This is a genomic window from Alcaligenes sp. PF14 (assembly GCF_037150615.1).
GTDB lineage: Bacteria > Pseudomonadota > Gammaproteobacteria > Burkholderiales > Burkholderiaceae_B > Alcaligenes > Alcaligenes phenolicus.
The window spans coordinates 129,041-150,229 of the sequence record NZ_JBAGRS010000002.1 but is presented as its reverse complement, the minus strand read 5'-3'; the positions used below and the strand labels follow the sequence as shown (position 1 = coordinate 150,229).

Genomic DNA, 21,189 nt, shown 5'->3' with positions numbered 1-21,189 from the left:
CAGATTTACCTGGCCAGCGAGGCAGCCGCCTCGACATATTTGCTGGTGGTATAAGCGGCGTAATCAGGCAAGACCTCGTCGATACGGCCCTGCTCTTTCAGGAAGGCAGAGGTATCGGCCAAGGCCTTGGCAGTGGGCTGACCTAAAGTTTTGATTTGATCAGCCGCAGATAAAAAGCCGCTGCCAGCCAGAACATTGGGAATTTCTTGAGGCGTCGCACCAGTCAAGCGGGACAGCTTGTTGATGTGATCTGCATTGGCTACCCAGGCAGCAGGATCATGCGTATAGCCCTCGTACGCAGCCAAGGTGACACGCGCAAAAGCCGACACAATATCCGGATGTTTTTCCGCAAAATCCTTGCGCACTAACCACACATCAAAAGTCGGAGCACCCAGCTTGGCCAGTTCCCCTGAACTGATCAGCACCTTGCCGCTTTCCTTGGCCTTGCTCAAGGCCGGGTCCCACGTATAAGCACCATCAATATCACCACGAGCCCAGGCTGCTACGATATTGGCCGGCGTCAGATTGATGATATTGACCTGCTTGGGATCAATTTTCCAATGCTTGAGCGCAGCCAGCAGACTGTAATGACTGGTCGATACAAAAGGCGTGGCAATCGTCTTGCCGATGAGATCTTGCGGAGCCTGAATACCCGAACCGTTACGCACCACCAGCTCTTCGCTGGTACCCAGCTCAGCAGCAATCAGGAATGTCTCGATAGGAAGCTTGCGACTGGCCGCAGCGGCCAAAGGGCTGGAGCCTAAATAGGCAATCTGCACATCACCCGAAGCGACAGCATTGATGACCTCTGCCCCACCATCAAACTTACGCCAGTCGATTTTCGCGCCCGTTTCTTTTTCATAAACGCCATCGGCCTGAGGCACATTGGATGGAGTGGGAATGGTCTGATAAGCAACGGTCAGGCTGGTGGCCTGCGCGCTTAGAGATACGACGCTGGCCGCCAAGGCCAGGCCCAGATGCTGCAGAGTTTTCGTCAACGACATGAAGCATTCCTCGATGATGGTGGCGGCTTGATAAGCCCTTAGGTCGAGGAATCAGAATAGACAAAAGAACTTGAGGGTCAAAAGACCGATTTCGCTTATTGTTAGTGCGCGAATTTATGAGGTGTAAAGACGAACGGGCGATAAACCAGCTCAAAAGCCTCTAACTCTGCCTCAACAGAATTGCCCCCCTTATATGCAAGGACAAGGTCAAAACAAAGCCCATCATCTAGCCGCTAGCGTGTCTTTGACTGCCCACGAACGATCAGGAAGAACAACACGCAAACCAGCACCAATAGCGCAAAGAAAGCAAGGCCAATGCTGAAGTTCTCCGTCCCAAAATCGCGCAACAGGGTGACCGCATCCAAGGCGCTGTAAAGGCCGAATAGCAAGGTTGGGACAAACAGGATCGTCGCCAGCGTCTTGATGAGGTTGCGAGACCGTATTGCCAGCAGCACGGCAAAAACAATGGTCGCCACAAGCAGAACAGGAATTCCAGCAACCAGGGTCAGCAAACCATCGGACGCCAAAGCCGGGACGGGTACGAACAGCGCAAGGGCTCCAGCACGTTTGAATAAGTTCATGAGCCTAACCTTGAGTTGGACAAGAAACACAGCAAACTATGGCAAGGCTACCGTCTTTAATAAAACTAAACCATCCTGAACGCCTTGCTCGGCCTAATCGCCAACATCAAACCGGCGTGCTAAATGCCGGGTGGTAAGTAACCGTACCGGCTGGCACAACTTGCCCGAAGGACATGGCCATGAAGTACTCAGGAGGGACGCCCGGCAACACAAGCCTGGCTTCAGGTTTGAATCCGAATCGTTGATAGTAGGATGGGTCACCAAGAACAACGCAGCCCGCTGCACCCTGCTCGGCAAGCCTCCCCAAGGCCTCACGCATCAACTGCGACCCGATACCACGGCCCTGAAGCCTTGGGATCACAGAGACAGGGCCAATCCCAAACCACCCTGAGGTGCCATCGGAGATGGAAACGGGTGACACGGCGACATGCCCAAGAAGGAAGCCACCCTGCTCCGCAACCAGGGAAACGCTTAATGCTCCCGCATCGCGCAAGGCAGCAAGAATAAACTGTTCGTTGTGGCTCGTATGAGGCGCATCACGAAACGCAGCCTCTGTAACGGTCTCGATGGCAGCAAAATCAGCCAAAGTCTCGGGGCGGATGATGAGTTTTGTCATGAGCCCAGTATAAGTAAACACCGACGGCTTTCCATCATCCCGACGAGCAATAAAAAACGGCCCACATTGCTGTGGGCCGTTTTCTTTATCTTGGTGGCGCATCCCTGATTCGAACAGGGGACCTGCGGATTATGATTCCGTCGCTCTAACCTGCTGAGCTAATGCGCCGAAGAAGAAATTATAGCAAGGTTTCGTCTTTTAGCAAGCACTTATCTCGATCTTTTTTCATCTTTTTGATGATTCTCTCCTATGAAAACGCTAAGCCCTTGTATTCATTGAGCTTCCCTTCTTCAACGCCTGCTTCGATCACTCAACCAAATGATACAAAAAGTAAACAGACCAGCCATTCCCTGCTACTCCTCCTCCTTGCGCCCTATCAAGCCTGTTTGTCATCCCCTATTGCTACACTGCCTGCTTGGCGTTTGATCCGTCCTTGTTAATTGACTGACGTCCGTGATCCGGACTTTCCACAGGAACTTTGTTTATGGCCAGTACGCTTGCTATTGTTGTCTCGCTTTTGCTGCTGATGTTCTTCGCTTATCGGGGGGTGACGGTTCTGTTGCTGGCTCCCTTGATGGCCGCCCTGGCTGTGCTGCTCTCGGGGGACTCCGGGTTTTTGTTGCCCATCTACACATCCACCTTCATGAGCGCGCTTAGCGGCTATGTGCTTCAGTTCTTGCCCATCTTCTTGTTAGGTGCCTTGTTTGGTCAGTTGATGGCGGACTCCGGTGCGGCTCAGGCGATTGCTCAGTGGATTACACGCAAGCTGGGACATCGTCATGCTATTGCCACCATTGTGATGGTGTGCGGCGTACTGACTTATGGTGGTGTGTCCTTGTTCGTGGTGGCCTTTGCCATCTATCCGATCGCCAAGGATCTGTTTCGCGCCGCAGGCATCCCCAAGCGTCTGATTCCCGCGTCGATTGCTTTGGGCTCCTTTACCTTCACCATGACGGCTCTGCCTGGCACGCCTGCCATTCAGAACGCGATTCCTATTCCTTATTACGGCACTAACGTGTTTGCTGCACCGGGGCTGGGGATTATTGGTGGTTTGATCATGGCTTTGGGTGGCTTGTGGTGGCTGCAGTCGCGTGCGCGCAAAGCTATTGCGAATGGCGAAGGCTATGGCGACCACGGTCAGGATCATTTTGATGCCAGCGACGATCACAGTACGCATGGTCAGAAACCCATGCCTATCTTCCTGGCTATCTTGCCGCTGATTCTGGTGATTGGCGTCAATGCCTTGTTCACTTATGGGATTTTCCCCGGCACGAACTTCGAGTTCATGGCCGAGCGCTTCCCTCAGGTTGATCCTGCCAAGATTACGGGTCTGTGGGCGCTGATTATTGCCTTGATTACCGCGAACCTGGTGCTGATCATCAGCCGCTTGGGTCACTGGAAGAGTCTGCGCGAGAGCATCAATAAAGGCGTATTTGGTTTCATGCTGCCGTTGTTCAATACCGCCTCTGAAGTTGGTTACGGCGCGGTAATTGCCAGCCTGGCAGGCTTTGCGATTATTCGGGACTTTGTGTTGAACGTGGCTCCTGGCAATCCACTGATCTCGGAAGCAGTCGCCATGACGACATTGGCCGGGATTACAGGCTCGTCTTCAGGTGGTTTGAGTATTGCCTTGCAGACGTTGGGTTCGGATTATTTGGCGATGGCTCAGCAAGCTGGCATCAGCCCTGAACTGCTGCACCGAGTGGCGGTGATGGCAGCGGGCGGTCTGGATACCCTGCCCCATTGCGGCGCGATCATTACCTTGCTGTCCATCTGCAAGCTGAACCACCGTCAGTCCTATGGCAATATCGCCATGGTGACAATGGCTGCTCCTATCTTTGCGCTGATCACCGTGATTACGTTGGGTACGATTTTTGGCAGCTTCTAGATTTTCTTCTTATCAGTGCATCGAGCCAGCCCATCGGGCTGGCTTTTTAGTCCACATGGAGACAGCCGACACACCAGGACCGTAGAGTCAGGACGTTAAAACCACACCCAAGAACCATTTAAACCTGCCTAAGTAGAAACACCAGCAACAACAAGCGCTTCCATAAGCAACTGATTTACAACAATAAAAATCAACATAACATAAACAATATAACCATTATCACGCTATTTTCAGATATTCTCCGCCACTATCAGAAATGCTTCATGCCTATGAAGCTAGCCAGCTAACTAAAAATAATCAGGTCCCGCTACGCCATCTACAAAAAAGGCGAGGCGAGGTCCTACCTGATACGAAGATTCGGAGACACACATATGAAATTTGGCCAAAAGCCCAACTTCGGGTTCTGACACGTCCCCATCATCAGCCACGCTCAACGATGCTGTACGACTACGCATCTGAAGGCGGAATGTTGCTCTCAATATCGCGACGTATCTTTTATTATCCGGAGGTCCTGCATGAGCACAGCGCCTTTTAATCGGCGACAGTTCCTGAAGTTTAGTGTCGTATCCGGCGTATCCATTTATATGGCGCCTTTTATACCCAAGGCAGCACAGGCCACACTTCTGGGAGAACACGACTCCCGCCCTACGCCCTGGAATAGCGTAGAGCGACAAGTACCCTTCAAGATTGACGGTACGCGACAAGTCACCGGCAGCAAATTTTTTGTACGTGATATTCGCGCCAAAGATATGCCCGGTTGGCCAGAGCATCAGGCTCACGCCTTTATCCTGCGCGCCGCTCAAGCTGATCATCGTTACATCGGCCTGGACCTGGAAGCGCTAGGTGCCGACCTACAGCCCGATATATTGATCCAGGCCCAGGACCTCGCCAAGGCACAACTGGAACTGCCTGACTACTACAACGACGAGATGCTACTGGCCACCGGTAAGACGGCACGCTTTTTAGGGCACCCGGTCGCCATCTTGATCTACAAAGACTTTGATCGCTACCGCCGCGCTAAAAATGCCAGCAAGAGATCCGCCGTGCTGAAGTATGGAGACAAGACAGGCTTCAGGGAAATAGATGCCTATGGTGGGGCACGCTATATCCGTGTGGAGGGCGATACTCCAGGGGCCGACGATATATTCTCCAGCATGAAGGACGGAGTCGTGTTTCCGGAAAAAATTCAGGGAAACTCACCTGTATGGCCGTCCAGCAAGGGAAACACCAATACAGCGAAGGCCATCGCCTTGAGCGAAGCGATGCAAGAACGTTTCGACCAAGCGCCTGATGACTGGCTCGTGTTCGATGGTGAGTACTACTCCCAATCGATCGACGGCGCCCCTTTAGAACCGGAGTGCATCAATTGCTGGTATGACAACAAAAACAAAGAGCTGCAAATGGTGGTCGGCTCCCAAACCCCGGGGGCGGATGGTGCAGAAGCTGCGGGCATAGTGGCCGCATCCCAATTTGGTTTGGAGAACATCATTGTCCACCCCTGTACGGCCACAGGTTACGGGGTCAAGGAGCACAGCGCTTTCAACCACTACGGAGTTGTTGCTGCCCTGTTTGCAGACAATATGCCCGTACGGCTAGCCAATGACCGCTTTGAGCAGTTTCAAGCTGGTCAAAAACGACACTCCAACCGCATGAACAACCGCATTGCTATCGACAGAAAGAGCGGCAAGATCATGCAGTACCAGAGCTTTAGCATAACGGACGGTGGAGGCAGGGCTACGTGCAGCTGGGCGGTCACCACAGGCGGTGCACAAAGCGCACAGGGTATTTACTATCTGCCCAAGAGCGACTCCTGGGGAATTGCACTGGCCTCGCGCGCGGTGGAGGCCGGCTCCATGCGTGGTTATGGCAAGGGACAGACCATGACTGCCATGGAACTGATGTTGGACGAAGCAGCCGCTCGCCTGAACATGGACCCCATCGAATTACGCCTCAAGAACGTCATGCGCAGCGGTCAGAAAAATATGGAAGGAGGGATTCCGGCGGGCTCCCTGCGTGCCAGGGAGATTTTAGAAAAAGCACATCAACATCCATTGTGGACCGGGCGGGACAAGAAAAAGAAAGAGTTTGAAGCCAGTAACCCAGGCAAGCTGTATGGCGTGGGCTTTGCCTGCGTTATGAAAAACTATGGCACCGGTGCGCAAGGAGACCATTCTGGTATCGAAATTGATGAGCAAGGGCAAGTCCACCTTCGCACCTCTACGGTAGAAATTGGTACGGGCTCGGCAACGTCCCAAGCAGTGATCTGTGCCAAGTGGGTTGGCCGCGCTGCCCACACGGTAAAGGCTTCACATCTTGACTGGCCCGAGCTGGATATGCAGGCTACTCACAACCCCTACACCTTAAAACAGCCTGATCAAGACAAACATCAAACCAATCCACGCTGGACACCGGTTCTATCCTCCGGCTCCTACGCCAGCAGCTCCTCCTACTTTGGTTCTCACGGCACCTCGGAAGCGGCTCGCTTGCTGTTTCTGTATGGACTATGGCCAGCCGCACTGTCCATCTGGGGGGAAGGTTACGGTGGTGGTCAAATCGCCCCCTTGACCGTACGCCCTGAGGACGCCAGCTGGACCGACGATGGCCTGCTCAGCACCGGAGGTCTGGAACCCCTCACACTGCCACAACTGGCCAAGCGCGCCCACGAGCTGGAATTGGTTACTGGTGTTGTGCTGCATGCGTTTAACCGCTACCAGTGGGCCGAGGCCGACTTTGAGGTAGCTGGCCAAAACCTGCGACTACCGCTGGATGGGCTGGCACTGCGCCATGGAGCAGGCACCAGGACCGAACAGGCCAAGGCGCATAATGGCTATCAGCGACTGGAGCGTCGCAATATCAGCTACCCGCCTGTGTCACGTCGTCGAGGCGGTTACCTGTATTACTCCGCCGTTGGCGTGTTAACGGAAGTGGAGATCGACAGCAAAAGTGGTGAACAGACCTTATTGTCAGCACATACGTGGATCGACTGCGGCAAGCCCATCGTGCCCCAACTAGTCATGAGTCAGGCCGAGGGGGGGTTAGCCATGGGATTGGGTCAAGCCTGGTTCGAGGATCTACCGCTGCACGAAGGTGGCCCCGGCGATGGCTCCTGGAATTTTCACCGCTATCGCCTACCTCGCGCCAAGGATGTGGCCGTCTGGAACACCAGTTTCGAACTACTGGACCAGATTTCCGAGACGGACTCTCCCAAGGGAATTGCCGAAGTGGTGATGATCCCCATCATTGCTGCCGCTGTCAGCGGTGTTAACCACGCTACAGGACAGTTCTTTCGTGAACTGCCTGTGACCGCAGAAAAAATCAAGGAGCGCTTGGCATGAGCAGCCCCACTAAGACCTTACACCTCAACATTAATCGGGTGGACTTGCAAACAATGGACGTCAGCCCAGATCTGCCCATGATCGACTTTCTGCATGAGCATGCAGGGCTGACCGGCACGCATTTAGGCTGCGGAATGGGGATTTGCCATGCTTGTGTTGTCATCGTGGATCACCCGGACGGACGTAGCGAAGAGATACAAACGTGCATCACACCAGCCAGTTACTTTGAGGGCAAAAAAATACGCACGATCGAGGCCCATGCCCAGCGGGATGCACAGGACAAGGTCACGCAACTGCACCCTGTACAACAAGCCTTTTTGGAGCACTTTGCCTTTCAGTGTGGTTACTGCACCCCCGGCTTTGTAAATGCAGGAATTGTGCTGTACGAGTCCCTGCAAAAGCAGCCCGTTTCACGTGAACAAGTTGAAGCCAAAGTATCGGAAGGTTTACAAAACCATATCTGCCGCTGTACCGGCTATGTCCGTTACCACCAAGCAATGAGGGATCTGATTCTCGCCACTCCAGGCATGGTCAGTTAAGTCACAAAGGCTGCGGGGGATCTAGCTGGTGATCCCCTGGCAACTGCACGGCAAAACTCTGGGCTCAGCCACGCTGGTATCGAGGCGTTCGAGTACTCGACAGTACGCCTTCCGTTGCAACGCCATCTGTCTGCTCGTGTCACATGGTTAGCTAGATGGAGGGCTTACATCGCGCAGTACAGTGCCTCGATGCACACGGCTCCTTTTACCCTGTGCTAGGATTTGGATCTATGGCCGCATATTCTCAAGGCCCTCTATCAGGAGCACACCATGAACTACACCTACACCCTTAACGAGTTAGGCACTGAAGCGATTCGTCAGTTTGTTCTGGATCGTGGTCAGCCTGATCTGAACCTGCAGGCTTATATCGCCGCTGCCGAAGTAGAGGCCGATAATTTCAATGCGGGCGGCAGCCAGCGCGGCCAGATCGAGATCGATTCCAACTGCAGCAAGGATGGTTTGACGCATACCCTGCTACTGGAAAAACACTGGTTTGCGACCCAGCCTGTTCCTGAGGCGCCCAGTGAAGACAGCTTCTTCTAAATAGAAGCTGGGCTTGTCTGTCAGTTCACAATCGACTGACTGTTAGACAGACACAAGCTCAGCTATCGGCCCCTCGCCTCTCTATAGATATTGGCCCAGGTAAGCCCAAACCGCTGCCTGGGCCTCAAACTGTCTGAGGGACCAATAAGATTCATATAGAAACTGGGCATATTGTCGCATGATCTGATGCATTCGGATGCCGGAACATTATCAGAGGAAAACCCGTCGCTGGCGTTCCAGGAGTCAACCAGTCCGCAAAGCAGGGCCCTACCCGCCCTAATCCACCTGCAAACCAATCTTGTAGGCCAAGGCCCCAAATCGGTCGATGTCGTTCCAGATCATGGCCTTGAAGCCACTGGCTTGTGCTGATTCATTGCCTTCTTGCGGCGTATAACCCAATGCCAGCAACTGCGATTGCATGGCCGGGTCCGTCAGGGCTTTTTGCACGACGCGGTTCAGCGTATTGATAATGTGTTCAGGCGTGTGAGACGGGGCCAACAGGCCGTGCCATTGGTCCAGCTCGAAATCACTATGACTGACTTCAGCCACGGTTGGCACTTTAGGCAGAACGGGGCTGCGTTGGGCAGAGGTGACGGCCAGGGCGCGCAAGTGTCCGGACTCGATCAAGGTAGCCGCGCTGGACAAGGTCACAATGCCTAAAGGCACCTGGCCCGCGACCACATCGTTCAAAGCGGGGCCGCAGCCGCGATACGGGATATGCAGCAAGGCCGTGCCTCGCAAGTCATAGAGCATCTCTCCGGCCAGATGCTGAGGAGTGCCATTTCCGCAGGACGCATAAGCCAAGGCCGGTTCGGACTGCTGCTCCAGAACTTGTTCCAGATTCTGAATATCCGAGCCGTGTCCGGTCACGATCACGGAGGGCACAAATCCTATATTCGCAATCGGCGCAAAGTCTTCTTTGGGTTTGAAGCCCAGGTTACGAAATACGCCAGGATTGATAGCGAAAGAGCTATTGGCCATCAGCAAGGTGTAGCCGTCAGCGCGGGCATAAGCTACCGCCCGCGCACCAATATTGCCGCTGGCACCAGGTCGGTTGTCGATAATAACGGGTTGGCCCAGCGCCCTTTCCAGCCTGGGGCCCAGTTTGCGGGCCAGCAAGTCGGTCCCGCCGCCAGGCGGAAAGGTGACGATCACGGTAATCGGCTTGAGGGGATATGTCACAGCCTGCTCGGCTGCCACCTCCCTTGCCTGCGCCGCTGGATTACCCAAGCCTAGCGCCACCATTCCCAGCAAGGCGGCTGCTGCCGCCCGCTTCCCCACCTGAAAACCCGCCATTACAGCTAACACGTTTCTCTACTCAAGCATCCAGACCAATATCCAGCACACGGGCACTGTGCGTAATCCAGCCCACTGCGATTCGGTCTACACCGCAACGGGCTATTTCTACGGCTGTTTCCGGAGTGATACGACCAGAGGCTTCTGTTTTGGCTCGGCCTGCGACGCGGGCCACGGCCTCGGTCAAGGTTGCGGTGTCCATATTGTCCAGAAGAATGCTGTCCACACCCAGTTCCAGCACTTCATCCAGCTGCTCCAGGGTATCGACTTCCACCTCAATGCAAACCAGATGGCCAATATAGGCACGGGCTGCTTCCACCGCGGCTTTGACGCCCCCGGCAACGGCAATGTGGTTATCTTTAATCAGTACCGCGTCATCCAGACCAAAGCGATGGTTGCTGCCGCCCCCGACTCGAACTGCGTATTTCTGCACAGCGCGCAGACCGGGCATGGTTTTACGGGTGCAAGTGACTTTCGTGCCGTAGGGCGCAATCGCGCGGGCAATGGAGGCAGTTGCCGATGCCACGCCACTTAAATGCCCCAGGAAATTCAAGGCGCAGCGCTCTGCCGTCAGCATGGAACGGGCCGAGCCGCTAATGACCGCAATCTGCGCCCCCGGAGTCAGGACATCGCCATCTTGCAGTTGGGCCTCGAAGCGCAGCGTAGGGTCCAGCAAGGTAAAGGCCAGACGAGCCAGATCCAGGCCAGCCAACACACCTTCCTCGCGGGCCACCAGGCGCATTTGCGTGCGCGTTGCTGCGGGAACGATGGAATCCGTCGTCAGATCACCAGCGCGACCCAAGTCTTCTTGCAAGGTGGCGCGCACCAAGGGTTCCAGGATGACGTCGGGCAAGGAAGGAATACGGTGAGCTCGTGTCTCTGCAGCTTGCGCTGTCGGCTCGGAGGCGTTAATTATGCTCATTATGAGTATTTAAATCGCTAAAAATAAGGCCTAATGGCACGGTGCATTTATGCTATTCCTGAGCATAAGCACTGTCAAGCCATAGGCCCGCTTTTTAACGCGCTTGTTTTGCCAGCGGCAATTTACTGCCCGAGATGGCCCGTTCAAACAAAACGTCTCCACGAAAGCGAAACAATTTGGCGGGTCGGCCTGAACCACCCACACTCATGGCGCCGGTTTCTTCCACCAGGGCTTGCTGTTCAATCAAACGGCGAAAGTTCTGCTTATGCAGTCCCCGCCCTGCCAAGGCTTCCACGGCCTGCTGCAATTGCAGCAAGGTGAATTCTGGCGGCATCAGTTCAAACACAACAGGACGGTATTTGATTTTGGCGCGTAGACGTGCCAAGCCAGTGGCCAGAATACGGCGATGATCGTGACGCATGCCCAGACCCAGCTCGTAATGCTTGCCCAGCTCTTGCTGTTCACGCTGGCGACGGCGACAGGACTCGGGCAACAAGCCCGCTTCATACAGCAGCTCGTAACGCTGCAAAACAAAGTCCTCGTTCCAGATCGCCCCTTCCAGGCCAAAACTGTAATTGACGCGCTGGCGGCGCAAGGCCCGCAAGGATTCGTCCTGCTCGCACCAGTCCAGCAAGGCAGGCACGATGGTTTTCTGAATAATGTCCGGTGCACCATCGCGTCGGTCTTCCCACGGGAAGTAACGGTAGCAGTCCTGCCAGATCACCTGGGCTACATCCGGCTGGCCAACTTCACGCGTCAGCCCGACATAGCTGACCGACACAATACGCGTGCCCTGCGCGTCAAAACGATCCCTGTCTGCAAAGGTATACAGCTGCTCCACATACCCCACCGGGTGATGGGTTTGGGTTTCCACCCAATCGCGCAGCCCCGTTTGCAAAGAACGGTGCGTGTGCTGAAACGGTCCGGCGGGCAAGGCCTGCCCGGCATCCGTGGTCAAGACACGAGGCTCACCATCGGTGACAGCCACTAAAACAGCCACCAGCTCAGCACTGACTACAGGTTCCTGCGTATCGATCACATATTCTCCTTCTGAATCGCGCCAGCGCGCATCTGGCGGATTATAAGCGAGGCCCGCCCTGCTCCGGCGGGCGGCAGGGACGCTATCCGAAATTACAGTGGGTACCTTATTTTCAGATGCTCAAATTATGACCCATGAACATCTAAGCCTAAAGAAATTCGCCTGCCTGCCGTTAAGCGTTTGAACTGTATGTGTTTGCCATAAATGACAAGCAAGCGCTCAGTCAGAGGCCGGATCAGACAACAGTTTCACGCTTTGTTCTGCTCCGCCATTCGCAAAAATAGAAGGTTTCTGACAATTCAGGTCGATCACGGACAGACAGAAGCCTATGCCCCGTTTTTGCATGGCCCATGCGGGCTTGACGGCCCCCCGCGTCCCCTTTGTTGTTCTCCTCCAGGATGATGAATGCGTAAGAATTTCCCCATTACCCAGGACGAGGTTCGCGTCCGGGCCGATCAGTACCTTATTTCAAAAACTGACCTGAAAGGTCGGATCACCTACGCGAATGCAGCCTTTATTGCGATCAGTGGCTTCACCCGTGAGGAGCTGATCGGCAAGGCCCATAACCTGGTCCGCCACCCCGACATGCCCCCCGAGGCTTTCCAGGATTTCTGGGATACCTTGCAAAGCAAGCGCCCCTGGATGGGCGTGGTAAAGAATCGCCGCAAGGACGGCGGTTTTTACTGGGTGTACGCCATGGCGGTGCCTATTTACGAAAATGGCACCGTCGCTGGCTATGCTTCGGTACGCGTAAAACCCAGCCAGGAACAAATCGACGAGGCCGAAAGCCTGTACGCCGCCATTAATGAAGGCCGCGCCAAAGGTGTACGCCTGCATGAAGGCCGTGCTGTGCCTACCGGTTGGCGCAAGGCCTTGAGTCAGTTGCGCCGCCCTTTCAGCAACTCCTTGCGTGCCAGCCTGTTCCGTATGGGCACCCTGGCTCTGGCCACGACCGGCACCGCCTTGTACTTCGCCCTGACGGGGGGCGTACCTCAAGGCTCGGGTTTGTGGCTGACAGGTGGCTTGTGTCTGGCCAGTGCCGTGATGATGGGTTACGGCTGGCTGATTGCCCAGCGTGTGATCCGCCCTCTGGACCAGGCCTCCCTGATCGCCCAGCAAATTGCCACCGGCAACTTGCAGCTGGATATTGACATCAACTCCAGCGAAAGCAATTCGGAAATTGGCCAGCTCTACTTCTGTCTGGATTTGATGCGCAAGAGTCTGGTGGGGATTGCCAGTGATGCACGCACCGGGATTGATGCCTCTATCCATGCGGCCCGCATTCTGGAAGTCAACAATACCAATCTGGCATCACGCACCGAAGATCAGGCTGCGTCCTTGCAGGAAACCGCCGCCAGCATGGAAGAACTGACGGTAACCGTGCGTCAGAACGCAGATAACGCCAATCAGGCCAGCCAGTTGGCCGATGCCAGTATGCAGATTGCTCAGCGTGGCGGCGAAGTGGTCAATGAAGTGGTACAGACCATGCAAGGCATTCACGACAGCTCGCGCCGCATTGGCGATATCGTCACCGTCATTGAAGGCATTGCCTTCCAGACCAATATTCTGGCACTGAACGCGGCGGTGGAGTCGGCCCGCGCCGGTGAAGCTGGTCGTGGCTTTGCCGTGGTGGCTGGTGAAGTGCGCAGTCTGGCCCAGAAGAGTTCCCAAGCTGCTGGAGAGATCAAGAACCTGATTGATGCCTCGGTAAGCCGTATGGCCGTGGGTGCCGAACAAGCTGCCCGCGCGGGCGCCACCATGGGTGAGGTCGTGGACTCGGTAAAACGTGTCACGGATATTATTGGCGAGATCTCCACCGCGTCGATCGAGCAGGCCAGCGGTCTGGATCAGATCAACGAGGCTATGGCCAAGATGGATGGAGTCACCCAGCAGAATGCCGCCCTGGTACAGGATCTGGGCAACACCATGAGCGACCTGGCCTCCGAAGCCTCCGAGCTGGCCGATGCCATCAAGGCCTTGAATACCGGCTCTGTCGATTCCAACCAAAGTGCTCCTGCTTTGGCTCAGTTGAGCAAGGCTACCACCATGCAGGTACTGTCCTACCAGAACACGCAGCCCTTTCAGGTTCAAAGTGCCAAAACAGCGAACGCCCGCCTGGAAGCGATTCGTCGCTAAACCATAAAATCAGGATCGGCAGCGGCTCTGCTGATCCTGATAAAACTGACAGCTAGACAAAACAATAATTCCGGGATCGGTTTTGATACCCGGAATACTTGAAAATAATAATTAATAATAAAATCAAGGAAGTAGACCACTGTAACCTTGCTCTGAAACCCTGGATTCTGCTTGTCATTACATTGACACATTTAGACTCTAATGCAAATACCAGGTAACAAAATTGAGTCAATATGAAACATAATGATCTGTCCTTTTCCGCCTACGTCTTTAACAGGGCCAGATCATGCGTGAAAACCAAGCCATTACGTCTCATGAAACACAGGTACCCGAAAAAACCTATTTAATCTCCAAAACAGACCTGAAGGGGCGCATCATCTACGCCAATCCGGTCTTTATCGAGGTTAGCGGCTACAGCCATGATGAGCTGATCGGGGCACCCCACAATATCGTGCGTCACCCCCACATGCCGGCCGTGATTTTTCAGGATTTATGGCAGACCCTCAAGCAACAACGATCCTGGTCGGGGCTGATCAAGAACCGCCGCAAAGACGGCGGCTTTTACTGGGTGAAGGCCCGCGTCATTCCTTTAATAGAGAATGGCCGCGTCAATGGCTATGCCTCGGTACGGGTACGCGCCCAGCCCAAAGAGATCAAGGAAGCAGAATATCTGTACCACTCCATCCAGCAGCAAGGGTTGCGCGGCTTTCGTCTGCATGAAGGTCAGTTGCAGGCCAGAGGCTGGCGCTCTGCCCTGAACACCCTGCTCCAACCCTTGAACCGCAGCCTGCGCGCCAGCTTGCTGCGCTTCGGGATTCTGACGGGCAGCCTGGTGACCTTGAGCGTCGGTTTGCTATTGGGCAGCGGCGCATCCGGCACCTATCTGACCGCCGGGCTGGCCTCGCTGGGGGTGCTCAGTCTGGCCACCTTGGCCTACGGCTGGATCGTGACCCAGCGCATGATGCAGCCCCTGCACAGTGCCACCCATATTGCTCAACAAATTGCGACGGGCAATCTGCTGATCGACCTGAACCCGCAACACACCCGTAGCCAGGAAATTGCACAGCTGTATTTCTATATGGACATGATGCGCAAGAGCCTGCTGAGCCTTGCCCGCGATGTGCATCAGGGCATACAGGCCTCGCTGGATGTGTCCACACAAATTGAGGACGGCAACCGCCAGTTATCCCACCGTACCGCCGCCCAATCCGGCTCCTTGCAGCGCACGGCCGCGAATATGGAGCAGTTGACCATGAATGTGCAGCAGACCGCGGACAATGCCAGGCTGGCCAATCAGCTGGCCGACCAGAGCCTGTCTACCGCAAGGCGTGGAGGCGAAGTGGTGCAGGACATGGTCAGCACCATGCAGGACATCCACAATAGCTCCGAGCGCATTGGCGATATTGTGTCGATTATTGAAGGGCTGGCGTTTCAGACGAATATTCTGGCGCTGAATGCCGCCGTGGAATCCGCCCGTGCGGGCGAGGCAGGCAAAGGTTTTGCGGTCGTGGCTGGTGAAGTACGCAGTCTGGCGCAGAAAAGTGCGCAGGCCGCCGGGGAAATCAAGAACCTGGTGGAAGACTCCTTGAAGCGCATGGCAACCGGCGCCCATCATGCCAAACGGGCCGGTTCTACCATGGATGAAATCATGCAGTCCGTCTCCGATGTGACGCATCTGATCAGCGAAATCTCCACGGCCTCCAATGAGCAAGCCAGCGGTTTGGCGCAGATTAACGACGCTGTCTCCACCATGGACAGCGATACCAATGACAACGCCGATCTGGCTCGTAATTTGGGAGTGACAGTGCATGAGCTCAGCCGTCAGGCACAAGAGCTGAAACTGTCCATCCAGCTTCTGAATACGGGGTCGACTGGCCGTTCTACCTACGCCCCCGACCCGAATGCCACCCAGGAGCCAGTTCCCTTGCTGAAAGTTGCCTGATAAGAAAGCCGTGGGGGCAAAGCGCTGAGCGTCTCGCTGCCCCGCCCCTTCCTACTCCTGCCTCGATAAGGCAGCGGATTCAGCCCACTCGGGTCAGAAATGCTCTGCCCTGTTTTCCAGGCACGGCCAAGGCGCTGACAGGACGCTGATCTGGCAGGCTCTTTTTAGACCAAACCCAGTAACAGAATCGCGTGCAGGCCTACGCCAACCAAACCGCCCACCACCGTGCCATTAAAGCGTATGTATTGCAGATCCGTGCCCACGGTCAGCTCCAGCTCGCGCACCAGTTGCCTGTCATCCCATTGACGCACGGTGCGCGAGATATGGTCTTTGGCCCCTTCACGTAGTTGCTCGGCCAGGCCCGCTGCTGCGGACAGCATGTGTTCATTCAAGGTTTCACGCAGCGTCGCATCCGTATTCAAGCGTGTCCCCAAATCCTGCGCCACCTGACGCAGATGGGCCGCCACAGAAGAATCCTCTTTGGCCAGATCATTGCGCACAACACGCATCACATCCGTCCAGACGCCATCAATGTACTCACCCACATCTTTATGGTGCAAAAAGCGCTGCTTGATCGCCTCTACCTGCTCCATCAAGTCCGGGTCCTGACCCAGGCGCTGGATATAGTCGTGTACCCATTGCTCGTAATCCTTGCGCAAGGGGTGCTCGGGCTCGCTCAAAATGGTTTGCACTTCATCCACCAGAGCCCGCGCCAGACGGTCGGCCATCTTGCCCGATAACTCGTCTACCGAAGTCACTACCCCGACCATGGCCAGCAGCTTGGGCCACTCCCGCTGAGCGTAGCGCACCAATACATCAGCCACACGCTGTTTGACTGCCTCGTTGGACAAATAGCCACCCAATTGCTGCAAGACTTCGTCCAGCAGGCGCTGGTGTCGGGCATTGCGCGTCAACAAGCCCAGAATCTGGGAGCTGGAACCGGCCATGTCCACCCGCATCAAGTAACCACGTACGCCATCGGTCAGTGCTTGTTTAACGCTGCGCTCGTCCAGCAGGCGCAGAGCCTCGCCCATGGCGGTTTGCAAGGCACGGCTGACACGTTCGCTTTGTTCAGGTTGCGACAGCCACTGCCCCAAACGCGCTGCCGGGTCCAGGCTGCGCAGCTTTTCCAGCAACATGGCGGAGTCCAGAAAGTGGTCGCGTACAAAGACGCCCAGGCTTTCACCCAGGCTGTTTTTCTTGTTGGGAATGATCGCAGTATGTGGAAACGGCAGGCCCAGCGGGTGGCGGAACAAGGCCACGACGGCAAACCAGTCTGCCAGCGCACCGACGGTGGCGGCCTCGCTAAAGGCACGCAACCAGGGCCAAAATCCGGCAATGGGCGCCGCCTCGCCCTGCCGCATCATGGCGTGGCTTAGCAGGAACAGGCAGATAGTCAGCACCAGCAAAGCCAATGCGCTGCGCTTCATGCGACGCAGGCGGCGTTCGGGCGAGTCAGGGCGAGAGGATGATGTAGACATTTCCACAGTCTATGCGTAGTTCAATAGCCGCATGCAATAACCTCTTATTGTGAGCCAATCTTGCTGTCCTGCGCAAAACCCCCGCACGAGGAGAAGTGTCATAGTCCTTTCACCTTAAACCACTAGCATGAGCGCTACCCCTACAACTCAGCCTTGGCGCTATTTATCACTATGAGCAAACATATCTCCGACAAGACTGTTCGTAACGCTAGTCAGAACACCCCTTTTAGTGAAATCCTGGAACGAAGCATGACTCGCCGCGCCGTGATGCGCGGTGGCCTGGCAGCCGCCCTGGCCACCATGAGCAGCTTTGGTCTGGCTGGTTGCGATAACAGCAGCACAGGAGGCAATTCCACTGATAACGGCGGCGAGAACCCGAAACCCGGTCCCGGCCCTGATCCGGAACCACCAGCAAGCGTCAAACTGGGTTTTGAATCCCTGCCCACCTCCATGACCGACGGCTGTGTCGTACCTCCCGGCTACATCGCCCATGTACTGGCCCCATGGGGTACGCCAATCAATGACAATGCCCTGCCCTGGGACAAGAACGGCAATAACAGCTCCAACGACTTGCTCAACTCCATGGGCATGCACCATGACGGCATGCACTTCTTCCCTCTGGAAGGAAGCTCTACCGAGGGCTTGCTGGCCGTCAACCACGAATACATTGATGAAAAAGCCCTGCACCCCAATGGGCCGACCCTGGTCAATGGCAAGCGCCCGGCAGAAGAAGTACGCAAGGAAATCAACGCCCACGGCGTGGCCATCATCCATATTCGTCGTACCAATGGCCGCTGGGACATCGTTCAGAACTCGCGCTACAACCGCCGCTTCACCTCGGCCACGGCCATGAAACTGGCTGGCCCTGTGGGTGGCACGGACTGGGTCAAGACCCCCTTCTCGCCCAACGGCACGCAAGTGCGCGGCACCAACAATAACTGCGGTAACGGCACCACGCCCTGGGGCACCTACATCACCGCTGAAGAGAACTGGGCAGCCTGCTTTGTAAACACTGGCAATCGTGATGCAGCCCAATTACGCGTGGGCGTATCGGCTGGCCCAACTGGCCGCTACAAATGGGAAACCGCCGCCAAGGACCCTTCGGAAGTACTGGGCGAATTTGCTCGCTTCAACGTGACCGAAACCGGTGCCAGCGCCACGGAAGACTGGCGCAACGAGGTCAACGGCTTTGGCTACCTGGTCGAGATCGACCCTTACGACCCCAGCAGCATTGCCACCAAGCGCACCTCCATGGGTCGCTTCGCCCACGAAGGCTGTGCCTACAGCAAGCCTGAAGCCGGCAAACCCCTGGCTTTCTATAGTGGCGACGATTCGCGCTTTGAATACGTTTACCGCTTCGTGTCCGAAGCCAACTGGGACCCGAAAGACGCCCAGCGCACGGATCGCCTGGCCGTGGGCGCCAAGTATCTGGACAAGGGCACCTTGTATGTCGCCCGCTTCAACGAAGACGGTTCGGGCGAATGGCTGGCACTGACGGGCTCTACCAAAGGCAAGGATGGCGGCACCTTGGCTGACAAGTTCAAAACCTTGGAAGAAATCCTGATCAATACCCGTGGCGCCGCTGACTTTGTCGGTGCCACCCCGATGGATCGCCCCGAGTGGACGGCTACCCACCCCAGCAATGGCGACATCTACCTGACGCTGACCAATAACACCAGCCGCAACGCGTCCACTGGCACCAACCCCGCGAACCCGCGCCTGAACAACGTCAACGGTCACATCATCCGCTGGCACGACGAACCCGGTTCAAACAAGTTCAAGTGGGATATCTTCGTATTCGGCTCGGACTCGGGTGCGGACGCAGACACCAACCGCTCCGGCCTGACCGACCTGAACCAGTTGGCCAGCCCCGACGGCCTGGGCTTCGACAGCCGTGGCATTCTGTGGATTCAGACCGACAACGGCATCGACGGCGGACGCAAGAACAATGTTGCGCGCGCCACCAACGACCAGATGCTGGCCGTGATTCCAGGTGCCTTGGCGGACAGCTCGGGCACCGGCCCGGCCATCAACGCCAGCAACCAGTCCGATCTGCGTCGCTTCTTTGTAGGCCCGAACGAAGCCGAAATTACCGGCTTTTCCATGACGCCCGACCACACCAGCCTGTTCCTGAACATTCAGCACCCCTCGAACTGGCCGGCCTACGACACGCATGACGCCACGGTAGTCAGCATGAACACGGTACGCCCGCGTTCTTCGACCGTCGTCATCCAACGTGCGGATGGCAAGCCTATTGCCGTGTAAGCGCAAGGGCGGGTTCCTTATTTAAATCCGCCCAAGCCAGTTTTTTCTTAAGTTTTTACAATGCGGGGCCGTCAATAGATGGCCCCGCTTTTACATATGCAATTGTTAGACCCGCACACCTCGCCGAGCCCAAACTGCCTAGTTTTCAGCCATTTACTACCACGCGCTCAAAAAAGGGACATCATGCCCTGACAAGCAACAAGCAAGACCGCGCAAACCTTAAAAATGCAACTCTCAGGGCTGCATATGCTTGGCAATACGCTGACACCCCTCGAGATTGGCCGCGACAAACTCATCCCAACTGTAGTTCTGAAAATAGTGTAAATCGTACTGTCTATCTACCCGGCAAATATTCGGACGATCCTCGTAGATCAGGCACCCTTTACTCCCAGCGTCGAAATGTCGACACACCCCGTCCCCTCGGTCCAAAAAACGGGTTTCGGTTGCCAAATGAACCAGTTGGCAACATAACCCACATTTCACACAGGGAAACTCTTTCCGTGGAGCACTTGATAAGTTGATAGTTCTCATAATAGTAAAGGCTGCCCCCCTCTAAGAGGGGGCATACCGTTAAACCGCGATCGGATCCAAAGCATCCTTTTGACCACTTGCCACCGCTGAAACGTCTTGAATGCGTTTCTCCGTAGACAGCACAAGGTTGCCATCTTCATCCAAAATGGGCGTGTCAATCATCGCTTTAAGCAACTGAGCAAATTTGACAGCCATAAAAACAGTAGCTTTGTTCTCCTCGGGATACGATTGAAAATCCTCCCCATTTTGATCGATGGTTTTCTTCAGATCACCCACAGTACGACGTAGCTGGGAACTAACCTTGGAGAAAGTACTGTTAGCCAAAGACGTCACCTTTTCGATCGCCTGGAGCTTAATCACCATCAACTCTGCTTGCTTTGCCAGCGTCTCTGCCTGTTCCAAGTTGCTCTTGGCATCATTCAGAGCCGTTTCACCTTTACTGCCTAAAATGTGGCCGAAAATAGCCAGGGCTGGCCCAGCCACAATGCCGCCAAGCACCATCATTCCCCCCGCCATCCCGTAACCACCGGCAGCTAAAGAGCCTCCTCCCAACCAAGCCAACGTTGCATTCGTCGCTGCAACTCCCCCAAGAGAAGAAATTGCGGTTCCCGTACTGGCCGAAGCCAACAGCATCGTTCCGTTATAGGCGCCAAACGCCAAAGCCGCCCCGCCGCCAACTCCCGCCCCAAGACCCAAACCAGCATCCTGAAGAGCTTGATAATCGTTACGCAAGCCCCCAAGCACTTCTTTATTGAACTCTCCCGCCGTCAACTTATCCAGTTCAGGACTCTGCCCTAAATCAACGTTTTTGAGTCGCTCAAAATTTTCAATAAAAGCTACAACGACCCCGTTAAATGCACGCAGCTTTCGTTGGCCATAATCTTCAAGAACGTTGTTAATAGCCTTGCGCTGTTCCTCTACATTTCCATTGGCCGTTTCCACCAAAGAGCGCGCATTGTTATTCATATCCTTGGCATTACTATGGTCCATAGCACCACTGACCCCTTTCACCGCGCCATAGACCCCAGCAACGGCAGCAACTGCACCAACAATTATAGGAATGGCCATTTT

Annotated in this window: 16 protein-coding genes and 1 tRNA gene; 7 read left to right on the top strand and 10 right to left on the bottom strand. The window is 55.4% G+C overall.

What is annotated here, in order from left to right:
- Positions 1 to 5: 5 nt before the first annotated feature.
- The 4 genes from tauA to WFM49_RS04720 form a co-directional block, all read right to left on the bottom strand.
- Positions 6 to 1,004 carry a taurine ABC transporter substrate-binding protein gene (gene tauA / locus WFM49_RS04735; protein WP_336972009.1) on the bottom strand — a complete coding sequence of 333 codons (999 nt, stop codon included), beginning with the start codon at positions 1,002 to 1,004 and terminating at the stop codon, positions 6 to 8.
- A gap of 233 nt (positions 1,005 to 1,237) precedes the next feature.
- The gene (locus WFM49_RS04730; RefSeq protein WP_009458382.1) at positions 1,238 to 1,585 is read right to left on the bottom strand and encodes a hypothetical protein; all 348 of its coding nucleotides are present in this window, start codon (positions 1,583 to 1,585) and stop codon (positions 1,238 to 1,240) included.
- 106 nt (positions 1,586 to 1,691) lie between these two features.
- The gene (locus WFM49_RS04725) at positions 1,692 to 2,201 is read right to left on the bottom strand and encodes a GNAT family N-acetyltransferase (RefSeq protein ID WP_021446800.1); all 510 of its coding nucleotides are present in this window, start codon (positions 2,199 to 2,201) and stop codon (positions 1,692 to 1,694) included.
- A 91-nt stretch (positions 2,202 to 2,292) separates the two neighbouring features.
- Positions 2,293 to 2,369, bottom strand: a tRNA-Met gene (locus tag WFM49_RS04720).
- Positions 2,370 to 2,685: 316 nt separating this feature from the next.
- Between WFM49_RS04720 and WFM49_RS04715 the strand changes: the two genes are divergently transcribed.
- From WFM49_RS04715 to WFM49_RS04700, 4 genes are all read left to right on the top strand, one after another.
- Entirely contained in the window at positions 2,686 to 4,089 is a 1,404-nt protein-coding gene (locus WFM49_RS04715; RefSeq protein ID WP_035269147.1) for a GntP family permease, read from the top strand.
- 515 nt (positions 4,090 to 4,604) lie between these two features.
- On the top strand, positions 4,605 to 7,424 hold the full coding sequence (locus tag WFM49_RS04710; protein WP_336972004.1) for a xanthine dehydrogenase family protein molybdopterin-binding subunit: 2,820 nt from the start codon (positions 4,605 to 4,607) through the stop codon (positions 7,422 to 7,424).
- Positions 7,421 to 7,963 (top strand): (2Fe-2S)-binding protein, encoded by a 543-nt coding sequence (locus WFM49_RS04705; RefSeq protein ID WP_009458347.1) that lies wholly within the window; start codon positions 7,421 to 7,423, stop codon positions 7,961 to 7,963. Before WFM49_RS04710 ends, WFM49_RS04705 begins: the two co-directional genes overlap by 4 nt.
- Before the next feature lie 270 nt (positions 7,964 to 8,233).
- Positions 8,234 to 8,506 carry a hypothetical protein gene (locus WFM49_RS04700; protein WP_009458345.1) on the top strand — a complete coding sequence of 91 codons (273 nt, stop codon included), beginning with the start codon at positions 8,234 to 8,236 and terminating at the stop codon, positions 8,504 to 8,506.
- Between the two features lie 276 nt (positions 8,507 to 8,782).
- On the opposite strand, the gene WFM49_RS04695 is transcribed toward WFM49_RS04700, so the two are convergent.
- The 3 genes from WFM49_RS04695 to WFM49_RS04685 form a co-directional block, all read right to left on the bottom strand.
- Positions 8,783 to 9,802 carry a tripartite tricarboxylate transporter substrate binding protein gene (locus tag WFM49_RS04695; RefSeq protein WP_336972493.1) on the bottom strand — a complete coding sequence of 340 codons (1,020 nt, stop codon included), beginning with the start codon at positions 9,800 to 9,802 and terminating at the stop codon, positions 8,783 to 8,785.
- A 22-nt stretch (positions 9,803 to 9,824) separates the two neighbouring features.
- Complete coding sequence (gene nadC, locus WFM49_RS04690; RefSeq protein ID WP_009458340.1) at positions 9,825 to 10,724, bottom strand: carboxylating nicotinate-nucleotide diphosphorylase; 900 nt, start codon at positions 10,722 to 10,724, stop codon at positions 9,825 to 9,827.
- A gap of 94 nt (positions 10,725 to 10,818) precedes the next feature.
- On the bottom strand, positions 10,819 to 11,763 hold the full coding sequence (locus WFM49_RS04685; protein WP_021446810.1) for an NUDIX hydrolase: 945 nt from the start codon (positions 11,761 to 11,763) through the stop codon (positions 10,819 to 10,821).
- 405 nt (positions 11,764 to 12,168) lie between these two features.
- Between WFM49_RS04685 and WFM49_RS04680 the strand changes: the two genes are divergently transcribed.
- Both WFM49_RS04680 and WFM49_RS04675 read left to right on the top strand, forming a co-directional pair.
- Complete coding sequence (locus tag WFM49_RS04680) at positions 12,169 to 13,899, top strand: methyl-accepting chemotaxis protein (protein ID WP_336971999.1); 1,731 nt, start codon at positions 12,169 to 12,171, stop codon at positions 13,897 to 13,899.
- Between the two features lie 286 nt (positions 13,900 to 14,185).
- Positions 14,186 to 15,841 carry a methyl-accepting chemotaxis protein gene (locus WFM49_RS04675; protein WP_021446811.1) on the top strand — a complete coding sequence of 552 codons (1,656 nt, stop codon included), beginning with the start codon at positions 14,186 to 14,188 and terminating at the stop codon, positions 15,839 to 15,841.
- Positions 15,842 to 16,005: 164 nt separating this feature from the next.
- On the opposite strand, the gene WFM49_RS04670 is transcribed toward WFM49_RS04675, so the two are convergent.
- Positions 16,006 to 17,322, bottom strand: a complete 1,317-nt coding sequence (locus tag WFM49_RS04670; RefSeq protein WP_250756958.1) for a DUF445 domain-containing protein — start codon at positions 17,320 to 17,322, stop codon at positions 16,006 to 16,008.
- Positions 17,323 to 17,571: 249 nt separating this feature from the next.
- On the opposite strand from WFM49_RS04670, the gene WFM49_RS04665 reads away from it, so the two are divergent.
- Positions 17,572 to 19,587 carry a PhoX family protein gene (locus WFM49_RS04665; protein ID WP_254499548.1) on the top strand — a complete coding sequence of 672 codons (2,016 nt, stop codon included), beginning with the start codon at positions 17,572 to 17,574 and terminating at the stop codon, positions 19,585 to 19,587.
- A 234-nt stretch (positions 19,588 to 19,821) separates the two neighbouring features.
- Here the strand turns inward: WFM49_RS04665 and WFM49_RS04660 are convergent, their stop codons facing one another.
- Both WFM49_RS04660 and WFM49_RS04655 read right to left on the bottom strand, forming a co-directional pair.
- Positions 19,822 to 20,118, bottom strand: coding sequence for a YkgJ family cysteine cluster protein (locus tag WFM49_RS04660; protein WP_336971996.1), 297 nt, complete (start codon positions 20,116 to 20,118; stop codon positions 19,822 to 19,824).
- Between the two features lie 39 nt (positions 20,119 to 20,157).
- On the bottom strand, positions 20,158 to 21,186 hold the full coding sequence (locus WFM49_RS04655; protein ID WP_115634948.1) for a hypothetical protein: 1,029 nt from the start codon (positions 21,184 to 21,186) through the stop codon (positions 20,158 to 20,160).
- Positions 21,187 to 21,189 lie beyond the last annotated feature (3 nt).